Raw genomic sequence first — 17,452 nt, forward strand, 5'->3', positions numbered from 1 at the left:
CCCAGGAGTACGGCGTCGCCTACCTCACTGTCCGGCGTGCGGCTCAGGTGCTCCGGGAGCGCGGTCTCATCGTGACGGTGCACGGCCGGGGCACCTTCGTCGCGGACCCGGTACCCCCGGCCGACGAGGGCTGACACGTCAGTCCGACTGTCAGCCGCGTGATCGCCAGGAGAGTCCTACGTGGGAGGCCGTTTCGGCGGCTGACTGACAGGTGACTGACACTCTCTGAACGCCCCAGGCGCCCCACTGACAACCGGCTGACAGCCCGGCTGCGCCGGGGTGACAGGCCGGGCTGACACCCGCCTCGGGGCCAACGGGACAGCAGCAGACAGGACAGCGGGACAACGGCTCCCTGTCCGGGACAGGTTGGCCGGCTGTCCCGGACAACGGCTGACTACGCTGCACGGCCATGAAGTCCGACATCGTCGAGATCGAGCGGTGGGAGACGCCGCAGCCCCAGCGCGATGACACCCTGTGCAGCGCACACGGCAAGAAGTGGTGCACCCGGGAACTCGTCGCCGACGTGTACCTGAAGAACGACGGCAGCGATCGCATCCACTGGACGGTGTGCCAGCACTGGCTCGACAACGAGCCGGACGTCGAGAAGCACGAGGCGCCGGACCGCTAGCTATGGCCGTGGGCGGCGCTCCAGCTTGTTGAGGCGGGCGAGGGCCGACTCGACGGCCGCGAGACCTGCTTCCGCGCAACGTCGCTGCTCGTCCAACAGGTCCTTGGTCGCTTCCCACTCGGCGATCACCTCGGGCCGGGCCGAGTAATCCCCTGATCCGGTACGCCGAAGTGCGTGAACTCGGCCCAGTGACCGGCTATTTCGTCCAGGTGACCGATCAGCGTTCTATCCGACCGGCGTGCCATGAGGTCCCGAAGCTGCTGTGGGGCATCGGTGTGCTGGCCTCGTTTCAGCAGCCAATGCTGGGTGACGGGGAGGTCCAGGGGCTTGCTGAACCAACCTCGGAAGCTGACCAGCAGCTCCCGCAACTCGTCCACGTCGGGCCCGACGGCGAGTCGCTGGCGGCGGGTCCACCACTTGTGGATCAGAGTGCCCATGGTCAGGACGAAGGCGAGCCAGCCGGGTACGAACTTGAGCCAGTCGTCCCACCAATGGCTTTTGGTGGCGGCTTTGGCCGCAGCAAGGATCATGCTGAGATTCTGCCGTCGTCAGTCTGATTTAGTTAAGTCGCCGGCGAGCAGGTCCCGGCTGGTCAGGTGGCCCAGTAGCGGCCCTCGCCGTCGGTCCGGATCTCGCAGCACTTGCGCGTGGCCCGCAGCACGAGGGCGAACATGCTCCGGTCGGCCGCCGACAGCTCCGCCGCCGTATGGCCCGGGTGCTGCTGGACGAGGCCGCGCAGCCTGCGCCGCTGGTGTTGGGTGACGGTGTCTCTGGTTCTGCGGGGCTTTCTCGACTCACCAGCGGATTGGTTCCGCGCTGCCGCCGACGCGCTGACCATGACGGAGCGCCCGGATACGACGCGCGTCGAGCTCGCCGCAATGATCAGCAAGTTGGCCAGCGCAGTGAACGACGTTGCCCACGTGGCGGACTGCGCGGCGAACGACTCGATGAGCCTGCGCCCGACTTGGCGGCCAGAGCACTGACGGCAGCGTTGCGCGCATCCCTTCGGCGGTAAGCGCGTGGCCGCCGAGAAACCGCTCATGACGCATTATCTCAGGCCCTCTCAGCGCCGTATAGGTCAATCTGCGGCGCCAACCGGTTGGTCCCTGCGCGAAGCCTTCGCCTCACCGGTTGCTCAATGCTAAGTGCAACGCCAACCGAAGACCTTTGTGGCCCCGCACCATATTTGCTTCGCATGCTTGTAGTTGGGTCCCCACGATGGCTGCTGTATCGTCGGCGCAGGGTTATTTGTCACCTTCTTCTGGGGTGGCGACTCAGGATGGTAAATACATCCGAAGTTATAGCCAGTATTCCCAACCTGCTGCTGTGCGCAATTGTTGGACTTTGGGGTCTTTTGGGTCCCCTGACCATGCGAAGTGGATTGACCATTGGTGGTCTGATTCTGGGTCCCGGCTTGCACACCTCCGCTCTTGTCGGGGCTGGTTTGGTTCAAGTTGGAATGGTCGGGGGTCGACGGAATAATGCCGCCCTGATTGCTGGTCGCACCTTGGCCAGTGCTGCCCTGATTGCTGGTCGCTCCCTGGTCAGATCCGCCTTGGTCAGATCCGCCTTGGTCAGATCCACCTTGGTCAGATCCACCTTGGTCGGAGCCGCCGCTGTCGTCCTGCGCGATGCGGGAGGCTGGGGCCGTAGTTTGAGGAGCAGCAATAGCGATGCTGGCACCTGTTGAAAACGCCACCGTTGCAGCCAGACAGGATGCACCGAGGAGCCGTTGGAGGCGTCGGCGCGGGATGCTACTCATGACGATCCCTTTAATTCAATCGAAATGCCGCTTTTTGTCTGAGAGCTGGCAATAAGTCAGCCGACAGCCATGGATCAGCAAAGATCTGGCTAAGCGTCACGCCTGTCACGTTACTCCGTCCCGGCATCAATGGGTATGGGTCTTATGGCCCAATTCTTTTGAAGCGGCAACCTTTCACATGTAAGTGAATGTGCGAGAGAAGTTAGTTAAGTACACTAAATCTCTGATCTCTGACTGGTTGCAGCGTGCCGCATGTTTTTCAGGAAAATGGCAGGTCGGCACAGCTAAGAGGCCCAGCTGGCGAACCCTCCCATTTTTAGGTGCCAACGGTGGGTCGAATACAGAAAAGCCCCGCACCGGCCAGGCCAGTACGGGGCTCATCTCATACGGCCCTTGCAAGGTATCGGCGGCCGGTTCGTTCGGACACTCCGAAATGGCGTGCCAGCGCTGCACCGATCGCGCGGACACCAGTAGCGGCCAGCGCGGACACAGCGGAACGGACGTCATCCGGGGTTGGCCGGTCGCTGTCCGCCTCGCTGTCGGCAACCGCCGGTTCAGTCGCCAGGATTCATCGGCTCAAGGCCAGCGGTCGGCATGGGACCTCACAGTCCCAAGGATGGGGCAATGTATATTGCAGCGTCACCACTCAATGCCAACCTGACAGGATCTCTGAGATGACGAAGCTCCCCCAAAATTCGATATTGAAGAGGCTATCTGAAACCGGCTATTCAGATGCCAGAATCGCCGATATGTACGGCGCTACTCCGCAAGCCGTAAACGCTCGTCTCGTCGCAATGGGCCTCAGACGTTACCGGCAAAAAGTAACAGGGATCCTTGAACGCGCTTGGCCTACTTCGGAAACGGGCCGGGGTGACTTTGTAAACCTAAATCGCTACCGTGATCTATGCTGCTTCCTGCGCTGGCGTTTGGGCGACCCCGACATGACTGCAAATCAGGTCCGTGGCGCAAAAAGGTTTGAGCGCACAGTCAGGGAAAGGAACAGCGTTCTGGACTTCCAACCCGAAGCGGATGAGCCCTGGCTTTTTGTGCCCCGCATTGAGTCGGATGGCCGCATGGTGATCCGTTGGCCACAGGGTCGGGAGCTGCCCGAAGGAGAGCTACGGGCAGCGCTGGACCTACCCGAAGAACCCCAAGAGTGAGGACGGACAGGCGGAGGGCAGAGAGGCCCCGGAGCTGCTGTGGTATGTGCATGGCGCTGCTGGAACGCAAGGGCTTCCGTGCCGCGCTGACCTGCGGTTTTGCTGCCATGGTGGGCCGCTCCCAGAACTGCTAGTCGGGAGCCTTCGGAAACCCGTACGGCCATCCCGCCCCTTCCACCGTGGCCGCCCTCCGCTCCACCGGGGCCACGGTGCTGCGCACGGACCGGGACGGCGCGCTCGCGCTTACGGGGGCGGGGGACCGCGTGGGGGGATGAAGGTGATGCGGGAGTGAGCGCCGGACGGTCGAAGCCCGCAAGGCTCCGGTTGCCGCGCGCGACCCTGGTCTGCGGTGACACAGGAACAGCTCATCGGGGTAGTCGGCGCTCAGCCGTTCCCGGTCACGACAACGCGTCCGGCTGCCCCCACGCCGTACCGGACAATGGCAGCGTGAGTGATGTGAGACATGTGCTGGTGCTCCCCGACCGGGACGCCGCCGAGGAGGCGGCCGAGGCGCTCGGGGCGCGGTTCGGCGTCCACGAGGAGCCCGGCTCGTCCGGGACGCGCTGGCCGGCGAGGACGACGCGGAGGACGCCCAGTGGCTGCTCCTCCTGCGCGACGAGGCGGCCCGGCTGGACCCCACCGAGCTGGACGCCTTCGCTGCCGAGTGGGAGGGCTGGCGGGAGGAGCCGTAAGCCCGCACCCCGCGTCTCCGCCCCACGCCCCACGCCCCCGCGCCCGCACCCCGCGCCTCCGCAGCCGCACCCTCGCACCCCGCGCCTCCGCGCCCGCACCCCGCACACGCGCCCCCCGCGCCCCTGACCCCCGCCTCGGGGTCCGCTCCGGGAACGGCCAGGGTGCACGCCCCGCTTGGTTGTCGGTGCCGCGTGGGATGCTGTCAGTGATGGCAAGAAAGACTGCGAATGACGACCCTCTCGCCCCGGTGACCCTTGCCGTGGGCCAGGAGGACCTCCTGCTCGACCGTGCCGTGCGGGAGGTGGTGGCCGCCGCCCGGGCCGTCGACGCCGACACGGACGTACGCGACCTCACCCCGGACCAGTTGCAGCCCGGCACCCTGGCCGAGCTGACCAGTCCCTCGCTCTTCGCCGAGCGCAAAGTCGTGGTCGTACGCAACGCACAGGATCTCTCTGCCGACACGGTCAAGGACGTCAAGGCGTACCTCGGCTCGCCCGCCGAGGAGATCACGCTCGTCCTGCTGCACGCGGGTGGTGCGAAGGGCAAGGGGCTGCTGGACGCGGCCCGTAAAGCGGGCGCCCGCGAGGTCGCCTGCCCGAAGATGACCAAGCCGGCCGACCGGCTGGCGTTCGTGCGGGGGGAGTTCCGGGAGCTCGGGCGGTCCGCGACGCCCGAGGCGTGCCAGACGCTGGTCGACGCGATCGGCAGCGACCTGCGGGAGCTGGCCTCCGCGGTGGCCCAGCTCGTGGCCGACGTCGAGGGCACGATCGACGAGGCCGTGGTCGGCCGGTACTACACCGGCCGCGCCGAGGCATCGAGCTTCACCGTCGCCGACCGGGCGGTGGAGGGGCGTACGGCGGAGGCGCTGGAGGCGCTGCGCTGGTCGCTGTCGACCGGGGTGGCACCGGTGCTGATCACCAGTGCGCTGGCCCAGGGCGTGCGGGCCATCGGCAAGCTGTCCTCGGCGCGCGGCGGCCGGCCGGCCGACCTCGCCCGTGAGCTGGGGATGCCGCCGTGGAAGATCGACCGGGTCCGCCAGCAGATGCGGGGCTGGACGCCGGACGGGGTGTCGGTGGCGCTGCGCGCGGTCGCGGAGGCCGACGCGGGCGTGAAGGGCGGCAGTGACGACCCCGAGTACGCGCTGGAGAAGGCGGTCGTGACCATCGCCAGGGCGGCCCGCTCCCGGGGGCGGGCGTAGCGGAACATGCCGAAGGCCCCGGCGCCTCCCTGGGAAGGGGAGGGCACCGGGGCCTTCGGACCAAGATGCTGAAGCCACACCCGCGTGGCGAACGCAGGCCGCGTGTGGCTTCGGGATGCCGGACGGGAGCGGTTAGAGAGGGCCCGCTCGTGAGTCCCTCCGGCGGTCAGATCAGAAAGAGGTTCAGCCCTTGAGGTCCGCGACCTTGGCCGAGAGCGCCGACTTCTTGTTGGCGGCCTGGTTCTTGTGGATGACGCCCTTCGAGACGGCCTTGTCGAGCTGACGCGCGGCAGCGCGCTGGTACTCGGTGGCCTTCTCGACGTCACCCGCGGCAGCGGCCTCGCGGGCCTTGCGGATCGCGGTCTTCAGGGAGGACTTGACGGCCTTGTTGCGCAGCCGAGCCTTCTCGTTGGTCTTGATCCGCTTGATCTGGGACTTGATGTTCGCCACGAAAGGAGCCTTTACAGGTTCAGGTACGGGCCCACGAAAGGTCCCGTACCGGTGATCCAGAAATTTGTTGTCGCGCCTCGCGCTGAGAGGGCATGAGGCACAGCGCTCTACAGTACCAGCGGCCCCGACGGCGGCCCAAAACGCTCCCCGGTCGTTCCCCGTGGGACCATGGAAGCTACGTGTCGATCCGACCCGAGGCATAAGGCGCCTCAAGAGACAGGACCCTGCGTGCCCGCGACCCCTAACAATGTGCCCGAGCCGAGCCGTACCGCCCCGGCTCTGATCCGCAACTTCTGCATCATCGCGCACATCGACCACGGCAAGTCCACGCTCGCCGACCGGATGCTCCAGCTGACCGGTGTGGTCGAGCAGCGGCAGATGCGTGCTCAGTACCTCGACAGGATGGACATCGAGCGCGAGCGCGGCATCACGATCAAGTCCCAGGCGGTGCGTCTGCCCTGGGCCCCGACCGAGGGCCCCGACCAGGGCACGACGCACATCCTCAACATGATCGACACGCCGGGCCACGTCGACTTCACCTATGAGGTCTCGCGGTCGCTGGCCGCCTGCGAGGGGACCGTCCTCCTCGTCGACGCCGCCCAGGGCATCGAGGCGCAGACCCTCGCCAACCTGTACCTGGCGATGGAGAACGACCTCAAGATCATCCCGGTGCTGAACAAGATCGACCTGCCGGCCGCGCAGCCGGAGAAGTTCGCCGAGGAGCTGGCGAACCTGGTCGGCTGCGACCCCGACGACGTGCTGAAGGTCTCGGCGAAGACCGGTCTCGGCGTCGACGCGCTGCTGAACAAGGTCGTCAAGGAGATCCCGGCCCCGGTCGGTGACCCGGACGCCCCCGCCCGCGCGATGATCTTCGACTCGGTCTACGACTCCTACCGTGGTGTCGTGACGTACGTCCGTGTCATCGACGGCCAGCTCAACAAGCGTGAGCGCATCCGGATGATGTCCACCGGCGCCACCCACGAGCTGCTGGAGATCGGCGTCAACTCGCCGGAGATGCTCCCGGCCGACGGTCTCGGCGTCGGTGAGGTCGGCTACCTGATCACCGGTGTGAAGGACGTCCGCCAGTCCAAGGTCGGTGACACCGTCACCAGCCAGGCCAAGGGCGCCACCGAGGCGCTCGGCGGCTACAAGGACCCGAAGCCGATGGTCTTCTCGGGCCTGTATCCGCTGGACGGCTCCGACTACCCCGAGCTGCGCGAGGCGCTGGACAAGCTCCAGCTCAACGACGCCGCCCTGGTCTACGAGCCGGAGACCTCCGCCGCCCTCGGCTTCGGTTTCCGCGTCGGCTTCCTCGGTCTGCTGCACCTGGACGTGATCCGGGAGCGGCTGGAGCGCGAGTTCGGCCTCGACCTCATCGCCACCGCGCCCAACGTGGTCTACCGCGTGGTCATGGAGGACGGCACCGAGCACACGGTGACCAACCCGAGCGAGTTCCCCGAGGGCAAGATCGGGGACGTGTTCGAGCCGGTCGTGCGCGCCACGATCCTCGCGCCCTCCGAGTTCATCGGCTCGATCATGGAGCTGTGCCAGACCCGGCGCGGCACCCTGCTCGGCATGGACTACCTCTCCGAGGACCGGGTCGAGATCCGCTACACGCTGCCGCTCGCGGAGATCGTGTTCGACTTCTTCGACCAGCTCAAGTCCAAGACCCGTGGCTACGCCTCCCTGGACTACGAGCCCACGGGCGAGCAGAGCAGCTCCCTGGTCAAGGTCGACATCCTGCTGCACGGCGACAAGGTGGACGCCTTCTCGGCGGTCACCCATAAGGACCAGGCGTACGCCTACGGGGTCCGGCTCGTCGCCAAGCTGCGCGAGCTGATCCCGCGGCAGGCGTTCGAGGTGCCGATCCAGGCCGCCATCGGTTCGCGGGTCATCGCCCGCGAGACCATCCGCGCCATCCGCAAGGACGTCCTCGCCAAGTGCTACGGCGGTGACATCTCCCGTAAGCGGAAGCTGCTGGAGAAGCAGAAGGAGGGCAAGAAGCGGATGAAGATGGTGGGTTCCGTGGAGGTTCCCCAGGAGGCGTTCATCGCGGTGCTCTCCAGCGACGACGGCGCCGGCAGCTCGGGCAAGGGCAAGAAGTAGCCCGCGACCGCGCCGAGTTGTCGGAGCGAAACGGGCAAAGTGGGGCCCGCCGTACACACGTACGGCGGGCCCCCGCGCGTGCGGGGGGCCGTCCGGGCGCGGATCTCGATGGGGTTCCGGTGCGAAGTGACAGGCCGTGGCCTCTTACGCGGTGGCCGGTCGCCCCTTACCCTGATCCCTGCTCGCTAGTTACTCGCGGGTTAAACAACAGCTTCGAACCACAGCTTCGAACCAGCGTGAGTCCACCCAGCCGCACCGAGTCAGCCGCACCGTCGCGGGCCCCGGAGGATGTCGTGAGCGACACACAGACCCTGATCGAGAACCGTCCGCCGTCCGTGGCGGCCCTCTTCCTGGAGCGCGTGGCGGCCACACCGGACGCCGAGGCGTACCGGTACCCGGTACCGGCGGCCTCCGGCCAGGGCCCCGACGAGTGGCGGTCGCTGACCTGGGGCCAGGCGGCGGAGCGGGTGTACGCGATCGCGGCCGGCCTGATCGAGCTGGGGATCGAGTCCGAGCAGCGGGTGGCGCTCGCCTCCTCGACCCGCGTCGAGTGGATTCTGGCCGACCTCGGCATCATGTGCGCGGGCGGTGCCACCACCACCGTCTACCCGCAGACCAACGCCGACGAGTCGTCGTTCATCCTGTCCGACTCCGAGAGCCGGGTGCTGATCGCGGAGGACGCCGCGCAGGTCGCCAAGGCGCTGGAGCGGCGGGCCGAGCTGCCCGCGCTGACCAAGGTCGTCGTGATCGACCCGGTGGGCGCCGAGACGGGCGACTGGGTGATCACCCTCGCCGAGCTGGAGAAGCGCGGCACCGCCTACCTGGAGCAGCACCCGGAGCTGATCAAGGAGCGGGTCGGCGCGATCACCCGTGAGCAGCTCGCCACCCTCATCTACACCTCCGGCACCACCGGTCGCCCCAAGGGCGTGCGGCTGCCGCACGACAACTGGGCCTACATGGCGCGGGCCATCGGCTCGACCGACCTGGTCTCCGCCGACGACGTGCAGTACCTCTGGCTGCCGCTCGCCCACGTCTTCGGCAAGGTGCTCACCTCCGGCCAGATCGAGGTCGGCCACGTCACCGCGGTCGACGGCCGGGTGGACAAGATCATCGAGAACCTGCCCGTGGTCCGGCCGACCTACATGGCCGCCGTGCCGCGCATCTTCGAGAAGGTCTACAACGGCGTCGCCGCCAAGGCCCGCGAGGGCGGCGCGGCCAAGTACAAGATCTTCCAGTGGGCCGCCGAGGTCGCCCGCGAGTACGCCAAGGCGTCCCAGGACAGCTTCCGCCGCACCGGCACCGCCTCCGTGCCGTTCGCGCTGGCCGCCAAGCACAAGGCCGCCGACGCCCTGGTCTACGGCAAGCTGCGCGAGGCGTTCGGCGGCAGACTGCGCGCCTGTGTCTCCGGCGCCTCCGCCCTCGCCCCCGAGATCGGCTACTTCTTCGCCGGCGCCGGCATCCACATCCTGGAGGGGTACGGCCTCACCGAGACCTCCGCCGCCTCCTTCGTGAACCCCGGCGAGGCCTACCGCACCGGCACGGTCGGCAAGCCGCTGCCCGGCTGCGAGGTGCGCATCGCGGACGACGGCGAGATCCTGCTGCGCGGCCCCGGCGTCATGGAGGGCTACCACCAGCAGCCCGAGAAGACCGCCGAGGTGCTGGAGTCCGACGGCTGGTTCCACACCGGCGACATCGGCGAACTGTCCGCCGACGGCTACCTGCGCATCACCGACCGCAAGAAGGACCTCATCAAGACCTCGGGCGGCAAGTACGTGGCGCCCGCCGAGGTCGAGGGCCAGTTCAAGGCGGTCTGCCCCTACGTCTCCAACATCCTGGTGCACGGCGCCGACCGGAACTACTGCACCGCCCTCATCGCGCTCGACGAGGCCGCGATCCTCCAGTGGGCCGCCGAGAACGGCCTGGAGGGCAAGTCGTACGCCGAGGTGGTGGCCGCGCCGCAGACCGTCGAGCTGGTCGACGGGTTCGTGAAGCAGCTCAACGAGGGGCTGCAGCGCTGGCAGACCATCAAGAAGTTCCGGCTGCTGCCGCGCGACCTCGACGTGGAGCACGGCGAGATCACGCCGAGCCTGAAGCTGAAGCGGCCGGTGGTCGAGCGGGAGTACAAGGGCCTGATCGACGAGATGTACAACGGGGCCCGCGAGGCGTGAGCAGCACCCGCCGGGGTGGTTTTTCGGCCGCCCCGGTGGGTTCTCTTTCGGCCATGACTGGAATTGAGCGTGTTCTGGCCGGGCGGTAGCACAGTTCGCCGTCACGAGCGTTCACTTCGGTGACTCGGTGCTTATGCGTCCCGCCTGTCTGTCACCCTGGCCGCATGGACATGGCGGCCATACCCGCGCAGCGGGCGGGCGGCGCCGGAGCGGACGAGGCGCCGGCGCTCTTCGGCACGCGTCCGCTCGCCGAGGGCCGGGCCACCCTCCCCGGCAGCCCCGCCGCCCCCGGCTCGGCCCGCGCGCTCGTCCGCGCCGCCTTCGCCGAGTGGGCCGGCCTCGGCCTCACCGGCCCCGACGGCGCCGCCCGGCTCGCGGAGGACGCCACCGCGGTCGTCAGCGAACTCGTCACCAACGCCGTCGTCCACGCCGGCACCGAGGTGGAGGTCGACTGGCGGCTGGAGGAGAGCGGCGCCTTCGTCGTGGAGGTCCACGACCAGCACCCCGCCCGCGCCCCGCGCGACCCCGCCGACGAGACCCCGTACGAGACGCCCGAGCACGGGCGTGGGCTGCGGCTGGTCGCCACGCTCGCCGAGTCCTGGGGCGTCACCTACCGCACCGGCCGCAAGACCGTCTGGGCCCGGCTGCCGCCCGGCGGCGCCGAGGAGGCCGACGGCCCCGCGCCCGCCCCCGCCCTGGTCGCCGCCGAGGCCCTCGCCCCGCAGCCGCAGCGCGCCGCGGGCGACCGGGACTGGCTCGGCCGGGGCGCGCTGTCCTTCCTCGCCGAAGCCTCCGACCTGCTCGCCGGACAGCTCGACGAGAACCTGGTCGCCGCCCTCACCGGCCAGCTGATCGTGCCCCGCCTCGCGGACTGGTGCGCGATCTGGCTGGAGGACGAGGCGACCGTACGCGGCGGCGGCGACGGCCCCGCCCGCGTCTGGCACACCAGCGAGGCCCGCACCGAAGACCTCCAGCGGGCTCTGGAGAAGGAGCCCCCGCGCTCCCGCCACACCGTGCGCTCCGGCCCCGAGCCCTACCCATGGCCCGGCAGCGCGCTCGGCCCCGAGGGCACCCACGGCACCGCCCTCGCCTACCGGCTGGTCGCCGGCGGCCGCCCGCTGGGCACCCTCCTCATCGGCCGCTGCGGACTCCTCGGCTTCCCCGACGAGGTCACCGGCCTGGTCGAGGACCTCGGCCGCCGGGTCGCCCTGGCGATCGGCGCCGCCCGCCAGTACGCCCGCCAGGCCACCATCAGCGCCGTCCTCCAGCGCGGCCTGCTGCCCGGCGCGGTCGCCGAGATCCCCGGCATGACCAGCGCGCTGGTCTACGAGCCCCGTGACCAGGGCGGCCCCAGCGGCGACTTCTACGACCTCTTCCCGGCCGGGCACGGCCGCTGGTGCTTCGCCGTCGGCGACGTCCAGGGCAAGGGTCCCGAGGCCGCCGTCGTCATCGGCCTCGCCCGCCCCTGGCTGCGGCTGCTCGCGCGCGAGGGGTACGGCGTCGCGGACGTCCTCGACCGCCTCAACCAGCTCCTCCTGGACGACGCCACCGAGGCAGCCGACGCCGCCGCCCGCGCCCTGATCGCCGCCGGAGGCGGACCCTTCGCCCCCGGCGACGGCCCCCAGACCCGGTTCCTGTCCCTGCTGTACGGCGAGCTGACCCCCGTCGACGGCGGTGTCCGCTGCACCCTCGCCTCCGCCGGGCACCCGCTGCCCCTGGTGCTGCGCCCCGACGGCCGGGTCAGCACCGCCGCCCGCCCGCAGACCCTGCTCGGTGTCGTCGAGGACGAGACCTACACCAGCGAGACGATCGAGCTGCACCCCGGCGACAGCCTGCTGTGCGTCACCGACGGCGTCACCGAGCGACGCTCCGGCACCGACCAGTTCGACGACGGCGACGGCCTCGCCCGCGCCCTCTCCGGCTGCACCGGCCTGAGCGCCGAGCACATCGCGGACCGCATCCGCGACCTCGTGCACGGCTTCGGTGAGGACGCGCCCGAGGACGACCTCGCCCTGCTGGTGCTCCAGGCACAGTGAAGGCGGGCAGCGAAGCGAGGTGAACCGGGTCCCGCGCGCGGTGCGGGACAATGGAGGACATGCCTTCCGCACTCCCCGACGGCGAGTCCGTCCCCGACGACGGCGCGCTGCCCGCCGCCGCGCTCGCCGGCGCCGCCGAGCGGCCCCTCGGGTTCTATCTGCACGTCCCGTACTGCGCCACCCGCTGCGGCTACTGCGACTTCAACACCTACACCGCCACCGAGCTGCGCGGCACGGGCGGCGTGCTCGCCTCGCGGGACAACTACGCCGACACCGTCGTGGAGGAGATCCGGCTCGCCCGCAAGGTGCTCGGCGACGACCCCCGCGAGGTCCGTACGGTCTTCGTCGGCGGCGGCACACCCACCCTGCTGGCCGCCGGGGACCTGGTACGGATGCTGGGCGCGATCCGGGACGAGTTCGGCCTGGCGCCCGACGCCGAGATCACCACCGAGGCCAACCCGGACTCCGTCGACCCGGCCTACCTGGCCACCCTGCGCGAGGGCGGCTTCAACCGGCTCTCCTTCGGCATGCAGAGCGCGAAGCCGCACGTGCTCCAGATCCTGGACCGCACCCACACCCCCGGCCGCCCCGAGGCATGCGTGGCCGAAGCCCGCGCGGCCGGGTTCGAGCACGTCAACCTCGACCTGATCTACGGCACCCCCGGCGAGTCCGACGACGACTGGCGCGCCTCCCTGGAGGCGGCGCTCGGCGCGGGCCCCGACCACATCAGCGCCTACGCCCTGATCGTCGAGGAGGGCACCCAGCTCGCCCGGCGCATCCGGCGCGGCGAGGTCCCGATGACCGACGACGACGTGCACGCCGACCGGTACCTCATCGCCGAGGAGCTGCTCACCGCGGCGGGCCTGCACTGGTACGAGGTCTCCAACTGGGCCACCTCCGATGCGGCCCGCTGCCTGCACAACGAGCTGTACTGGCGCGGCGCCGACTGGTGGGGGGCGGGCCCCGGCGCCCACAGCCACGTCGGCGGGGTGCGCTGGTGGAACGTCAAGCACCCCGGCGCCTACGCCGCCGCCCTCGCCGCGGGCCGCACCCCCGGCGCGGGCCGCGAACTCCTCACCGACGAGGACCGCCGGGTCGAACGCATCCTCCTGGAACTCCGCCTGCGCGACGGCGTCCCCCTGAGCCTCCTGAAGCCGGCCGGCCTCGCCGCCGCCGGCCGCGCCCTCACCGGCGGCCTCCTGAACCCCGCGCCCTACGCGGAGGGCCGCGCCACCCTCACCCTGCGCGGCCGCCTGCTGGCCGACGCGGTGGTGCGGGACCTGGTGGACTGAGCCGGGCGGCTACGCCTCGGCGGTGACGAAGTCGATCAACTCCTCGACCCGGCCGAGGAGTTCCGGCTCCAGGTCCCGGTAGGACGTCACCTTCGCCAGGATCGCCTGCCACACCGCACCGGTGTTTTCCGGCCACCCCAGCGCCTTGCAGACGCCCTTCTTCCAGTCCTGCCCGCGGGGGACGCGGGGCCAGGCCGGGATGCCGAGGGCCGACGGCTTCACGGCCTCCCAGATGTCGATGTACGGGTGGCCGACCACCAGGGCGTGGTCGCTGGTCACCGACTGGGCGATGCGCCACTCCTTGGTGCCGGGCAGCAGATGGTCCACCAGGACGCCGAGGCGGGCGTCGGAGCCGGGTGCGAATTCGGCCACGATGGCGGGCAGGTCGTCCACGCCCTCCAGGTACTCCACGACGACGCCCTCGATGCGCAGGTCGTCGCCCCAGACCTTCTCCACCAGCTCGGCGTCGTGCCTGCCCTCGACGTAGATCCGTCCCGCGCGGGCCACGCGGGCGCGGGCGCCGGGGACGGCGACCGAGCCGGAGGCGGTGCGGGCGGGCTTCACCGGGGCGGCGGCGGCCGGGCGGACCAGGGTGACCGGGCGGCCCTCCAGCAGGAAGCCGCGCGGCTCCAGCGGGAACACCCGGTGCTTGCCGAAGCGGTCCTCCAGCGTCACCGTGCCCGCCTCGCAGCGGATCACCGCCCCGCAGAACCCGGTACCGGGCTCCTCCACCACCAGTCCCGCTTCCGCCGCCACCTCGGGCACCGGCTGCGGCTTCTTCCAGGGAGCGGTCAGGTCGGGGGAGTAAAAACGGGGGTGCGGGCCCGGAGGGCCCCCGTTGGAAGGGCGGTGGCGGGAGACGGGTGGGCGCATTCAGCAGACGATAGGAGAAGTCGCGGGCCGGTGCTCAGGACACGCCGAAACGCGCTGCCAGGGCGTCGCGTTGGCGTCGTACGAAGGCCGCGTCGACCGCCGCTCCGTGACCGGGTACGTACAGCGCGTCCTCGCCGCCGAGGTCCAGCAGCCGGTCCAGCGCGTCCGGCCAGCGGGACGGCACCGCGTCCGGGCCCGCCTGCGGCTCGCCGGACTCCTCCACCAGGTCGCCGCAGAAGACGACCTCGGGGGAGCCGGGCACCAGCACCGCGAGGTCGTGGGCGGTGTGCCCCGGCCCGACGTTGGCCAGCAGCACCTGACGGCCGCCGCCGAGGTCGAGCGTCCACTCGCCGGAGACGGCGTGCGCGGGCGGCACCAGGGCGCGTACGGCGGCCTCCGCCTCCCCGGCCGGGACCCCGTGCTCGACCGCGTCCCGCCGCAGCGCCTCCAGCTCGTGGCGGAACACCACGTCGAGGCCGACCGCGCCGTAGACCTCCGCCCCGGCGAAGGCGGGGGCGCCCAGGACGTGATCGAAGTGGGGGTGGGTCAGCGCGAGATGGGTCACATCCCGCCCGGCCAGCCGCCGTACCGCCGCCCGCAGCGCGGCTCCCTCCGCGAGGCCCGACCCCGCGTCCACCACCAGTGCCGTGCCCGCGCCCACGACCAGCCCCACCGTGCAGTCCCAGCCCGGCAGGCGGCACCGGCCCACCCCTTCCGCCAAGCGCTCCCACCCGAGGTCTTCCCAAGTCACGGTCATGCCCGCACGCTAGCGGGGGACAAGCCGGGCGGACGGCACCGACCTTGCCCGGTGAGCACCCCGCGGCCGTACACTGGCCGGGGATGTCTGGCACTCGCACGCGCAGAGTGCCAGGCGGGACACCGTAAGGGCCATGAGGCGACGTGACGGAGGTGCGCATGTTGAGCGAACGCAGGCTGCAGGTACTGCGCGCCATCGTGCAGGACTACGTCGGCACCGAGGAGCCCGTCGGCTCCAAGGCCCTCACCGAGCGGCACAGCCTCGGCGTCTCCCCGGCCACCGTGCGCAACGACATGGCCGCGCTGGAGGAGGAGGGCTTCATCGCCCAGCCGCACACCAGCGCCGGGCGCATCCCCACCGACAAGGGCTACCGGCTCTTCGTCGACAAGCTCGCCGGTGTGAAGCCGATGACGGCCCCCGAGCGGCGCGCGATCCAGAACTTCCTGGAGGGCGCGGTCGACCTGGACGACGTGGTGGCCCGCACCGTCCGGCTGCTCGCGCAGCTCACCCGGCAGGTCGCCGTGGTGCAGTACCCCTCGCTGACCCGGTCCACCGTGCGGCATGTGGAACTGCTCTCACTCGCGCCCGCCCGCGTGATGCTCGTGCTGATCACCGACACCGGCCGGGTGGAGCAGCGGATGGTCGACTGCCCCGCCCCGTTCGGCGAGGGACCGCTCGCGGATCTGCGCGCGCGGCTCAACAGCAAGGTGGCCGGGCGCCGGTTCAGCGACGTACCGCGACTGGTCGAGGACCTCCCCGATGCCTTCGAGGCGGAGGATCGCGGTACGGTCTCCACAGTGCTCTCCACTCTGCTGGAGACACTGGTCGAGGAGAACGAGGAACGGCTGATGATCGGCGGCACCGCCAATCTCACCCGTTTCGGACATGACTTCCCCCTGGTGATCCGGCCCGTGCTGGAGGCACTGGAGGAGCAGGTCGTGCTCCTCAAACTCCTCGGCGAAGCCAAAGATCCGGGCGTGACCGTGCGTATCGGGCACGAGAACGCCCACGAGGGACTCAACTCCACGTCCGTGGTGTCGGTCGGCTACGGTTCGGGCGGCGAGGCGGTTGCCAAGCTCGGCGTGGTCGGACCGACCCGCATGGACTATCCGGGAACGATGGGAGCGGTACGCGCAGTGGCACGGTACGTCGGACAGATCCTGGCGGAGTCGTAAGTGGCCACGGATTACTACGCCGTTCTCGGCGTGCGCCGCGACGCGTCGCAGGATGAGATCAAGAAGGCGTTCCGCAGGCTCGCGCGCGAGCTGCATCCGGACGTCAATCCCGATCCGAAGACCCAGGAGCGGTTCAAGGAGATCAACGCCGCCTACGAGGTGCTGTCGGACCCGCAGAAGAAGCAGGTCTACGACCTCGGCGGCGACCCCCTCTCGCAGGCCGGCGGCGCCGGTGGCGCGGGCGGCTTCGGGGCGGGCGGCTTCGGCAACTTCTCCGACATCATGGACGCGTTCTTCGGTACGGCGTCGCAGCGCGGCCCGCGCTCCCGCACCCGGCGCGGCCAGGACGCGATGATCCGGATCGAGGTCGAGCTGGACGAGGCGGCCTTCGGCACGACCAAGGACATCCAGGTCGACACCGCGGTCGTCTGCAACACCTGCAGCGGCGAGGGCGCGGCCCCCGGCACCTCCGCGCAGACCTGTGACATGTGCCGCGGCCGCGGCGAGGTCTCCCAGGTCACCCGGTCCTTCCTGGGCCAGGTCATGACCTCCCGCCCCTGCCCGCAGTGCCAGGGCTTCGGCACCGTGGTCCCGACCCCGTGCCCCGAGTGCGCGGGCGACGGCCGGGTCCGCTCCCGGCGCACCCTGACCGTGAAGATCCCCGCCGGTGTCGACAACGGCACCCGCATCCAGCTCGCGGGCGAGGGCGAGGTCGGCCCCGGCGGCGGCCCCGCCGGCGACCTCTACGTCGAGATCCACGAGCTGCCGCACTCCACCTTCCAGCGGCGCGGCGACGACCTGCACTGCACGGTCACCATCCCGATGACGGCCGCGGCCCTCGGCACCAAGGTGCCGCTGGAGACGCTGGACGGCATGGAGGAGGTCGACATCCGGCCCGGCACCCAGTCCGGCCAGTCGATCCCGCTGCACAACCGGGGCGTCACGCATCTGCGCGGCGGCGGCCGGGGCGACCTGATCGTGCACGTCGAGGTCACCACCCCGACCAAGCTCGACGCCGAGCAGGAGCGGGTGCTGCGGGAGCTGTCCAAGCTGCGCGGCGAGGAGCGGCCCACCGGGCAGTTCCAGCCCGGCCAGCAGGGGCTGTTCTCCCGGCTGAAGGACGCGTTCAACGGACGCTGACGGCGGGGGGCGCC

At 70.2% G+C, this 17,452-nt stretch carries 15 protein-coding genes and 2 pseudogenes; 11 read left to right on the forward strand and 6 right to left on the reverse strand.

The features are described from left to right. Window positions 1-134 (forward strand): annotated as a pseudogene (locus E5082_RS05420) (GntR family transcriptional regulator); the annotation flags it as partial. Window positions 135-409: 275 nt separating this feature from the next. Then, the gene (locus E5082_RS05425; protein WP_135790147.1) at window positions 410-628 is read left to right on the forward strand and encodes a hypothetical protein; all 219 of its coding nucleotides are present in this window, start codon (window positions 410-412) and stop codon (window positions 626-628) included. Between the two features lie 125 nt (window positions 629-753). On the opposite strand, the gene E5082_RS05430 is transcribed toward E5082_RS05425, so the two are convergent. From E5082_RS05430 to E5082_RS33650, 3 genes are all read right to left on the reverse strand, one after another. Further along, a complete protein-coding gene (locus tag E5082_RS05430) occupies window positions 754-1,158 on the reverse strand; it encodes a hypothetical protein (protein WP_135790148.1) in 405 nt (134 codons plus the stop codon). A gap of 62 nt (window positions 1,159-1,220) precedes the next feature. Continuing rightward, a complete protein-coding gene (locus E5082_RS05435) occupies window positions 1,221-1,670 on the reverse strand; it encodes a hypothetical protein (RefSeq protein WP_135790149.1) in 450 nt (149 codons plus the stop codon). A 407-nt stretch (window positions 1,671-2,077) separates the two neighbouring features. Beyond that, a complete protein-coding gene (locus tag E5082_RS33650; protein WP_350880994.1) occupies window positions 2,078-2,350 on the reverse strand; it encodes a pentapeptide repeat-containing protein in 273 nt (90 codons plus the stop codon). 714 nt (window positions 2,351-3,064) lie between these two features. On the opposite strand from E5082_RS33650, the gene E5082_RS05440 reads away from it, so the two are divergent. The 3 genes and pseudogenes from E5082_RS05440 to holA all read left to right on the forward strand — a co-directional run bounded on the left by E5082_RS05440 (window position 3,065) and on the right by holA (window position 5,441). Continuing rightward, the gene (locus E5082_RS05440) at window positions 3,065-3,550 is read left to right on the forward strand and encodes a hypothetical protein (RefSeq protein ID WP_135790150.1); all 486 of its coding nucleotides are present in this window, start codon (window positions 3,065-3,067) and stop codon (window positions 3,548-3,550) included. Between the two features lie 447 nt (window positions 3,551-3,997). Continuing rightward, window positions 3,998-4,242, forward strand: a pseudogene (locus E5082_RS05445) (hypothetical protein). A gap of 209 nt (window positions 4,243-4,451) precedes the next feature. Further along, the gene (gene holA, locus E5082_RS05450) at window positions 4,452-5,441 is read left to right on the forward strand and encodes a DNA polymerase III subunit delta (RefSeq protein ID WP_190045188.1); all 990 of its coding nucleotides are present in this window, start codon (window positions 4,452-4,454) and stop codon (window positions 5,439-5,441) included. Window positions 5,442-5,624: 183 nt separating this feature from the next. On the opposite strand, the gene rpsT is transcribed toward holA, so the two are convergent. Further along, window positions 5,625-5,891 carry a 30S ribosomal protein S20 gene (gene rpsT / locus E5082_RS05455; protein WP_030814907.1) on the reverse strand — a complete coding sequence of 89 codons (267 nt, stop codon included), beginning with the start codon at window positions 5,889-5,891 and terminating at the stop codon, window positions 5,625-5,627. Window positions 5,892-6,119: 228 nt separating this feature from the next. On the opposite strand from rpsT, the gene lepA reads away from it, so the two are divergent. From lepA to hemW, 4 genes are all read left to right on the forward strand, one after another. Continuing rightward, window positions 6,120-7,997 carry a translation elongation factor 4 gene (gene lepA / locus E5082_RS05460; protein WP_135790152.1) on the forward strand — a complete coding sequence of 626 codons (1,878 nt, stop codon included), beginning with the start codon at window positions 6,120-6,122 and terminating at the stop codon, window positions 7,995-7,997. A 293-nt stretch (window positions 7,998-8,290) separates the two neighbouring features. Continuing rightward, complete coding sequence (locus E5082_RS05465) at window positions 8,291-10,165, forward strand: AMP-dependent synthetase/ligase (RefSeq protein WP_135790153.1); 1,875 nt, start codon at window positions 8,291-8,293, stop codon at window positions 10,163-10,165. A gap of 170 nt (window positions 10,166-10,335) precedes the next feature. Continuing rightward, the gene (locus tag E5082_RS05470; protein WP_135790690.1) at window positions 10,336-12,201 is read left to right on the forward strand and encodes a SpoIIE family protein phosphatase; all 1,866 of its coding nucleotides are present in this window, start codon (window positions 10,336-10,338) and stop codon (window positions 12,199-12,201) included. A 59-nt stretch (window positions 12,202-12,260) separates the two neighbouring features. Then, the gene (hemW, locus tag E5082_RS05475; RefSeq protein ID WP_135790154.1) at window positions 12,261-13,493 is read left to right on the forward strand and encodes a radical SAM family heme chaperone HemW; all 1,233 of its coding nucleotides are present in this window, start codon (window positions 12,261-12,263) and stop codon (window positions 13,491-13,493) included. 9 nt (window positions 13,494-13,502) lie between these two features. On the opposite strand, the gene E5082_RS05480 is transcribed toward hemW, so the two are convergent. Further along, window positions 13,503-14,366: a DUF3097 domain-containing protein gene (locus tag E5082_RS05480; protein WP_229918685.1), complete on the reverse strand. Its 864-nt coding sequence runs from the start codon at window positions 14,364-14,366 to the stop codon at window positions 13,503-13,505. Window positions 14,367-14,400: 34 nt separating this feature from the next. Continuing rightward, window positions 14,401-15,123, reverse strand: coding sequence for an MBL fold metallo-hydrolase (locus E5082_RS05485; protein WP_135790155.1), 723 nt, complete (start codon window positions 15,121-15,123; stop codon window positions 14,401-14,403). A gap of 158 nt (window positions 15,124-15,281) precedes the next feature. Between E5082_RS05485 and hrcA the strand changes: the two genes are divergently transcribed. Both hrcA and dnaJ read left to right on the forward strand, forming a co-directional pair. Next, a complete protein-coding gene (gene hrcA / locus E5082_RS05490; RefSeq protein ID WP_086695084.1) occupies window positions 15,282-16,298 on the forward strand; it encodes a heat-inducible transcriptional repressor HrcA in 1,017 nt (338 codons plus the stop codon). Then, complete coding sequence (gene dnaJ / locus E5082_RS05495; protein ID WP_030814887.1) at window positions 16,299-17,438, forward strand: molecular chaperone DnaJ; 1,140 nt, start codon at window positions 16,299-16,301, stop codon at window positions 17,436-17,438. The last annotated feature ends 14 nt before the right edge of the window (window positions 17,439-17,452 follow it).

Source organism: Streptomyces griseoluteus (assembly GCF_004784465.1).
GTDB classification, from domain to species: domain Bacteria; phylum Actinomycetota; class Actinomycetes; order Streptomycetales; family Streptomycetaceae; genus Streptomyces; species Streptomyces griseoluteus.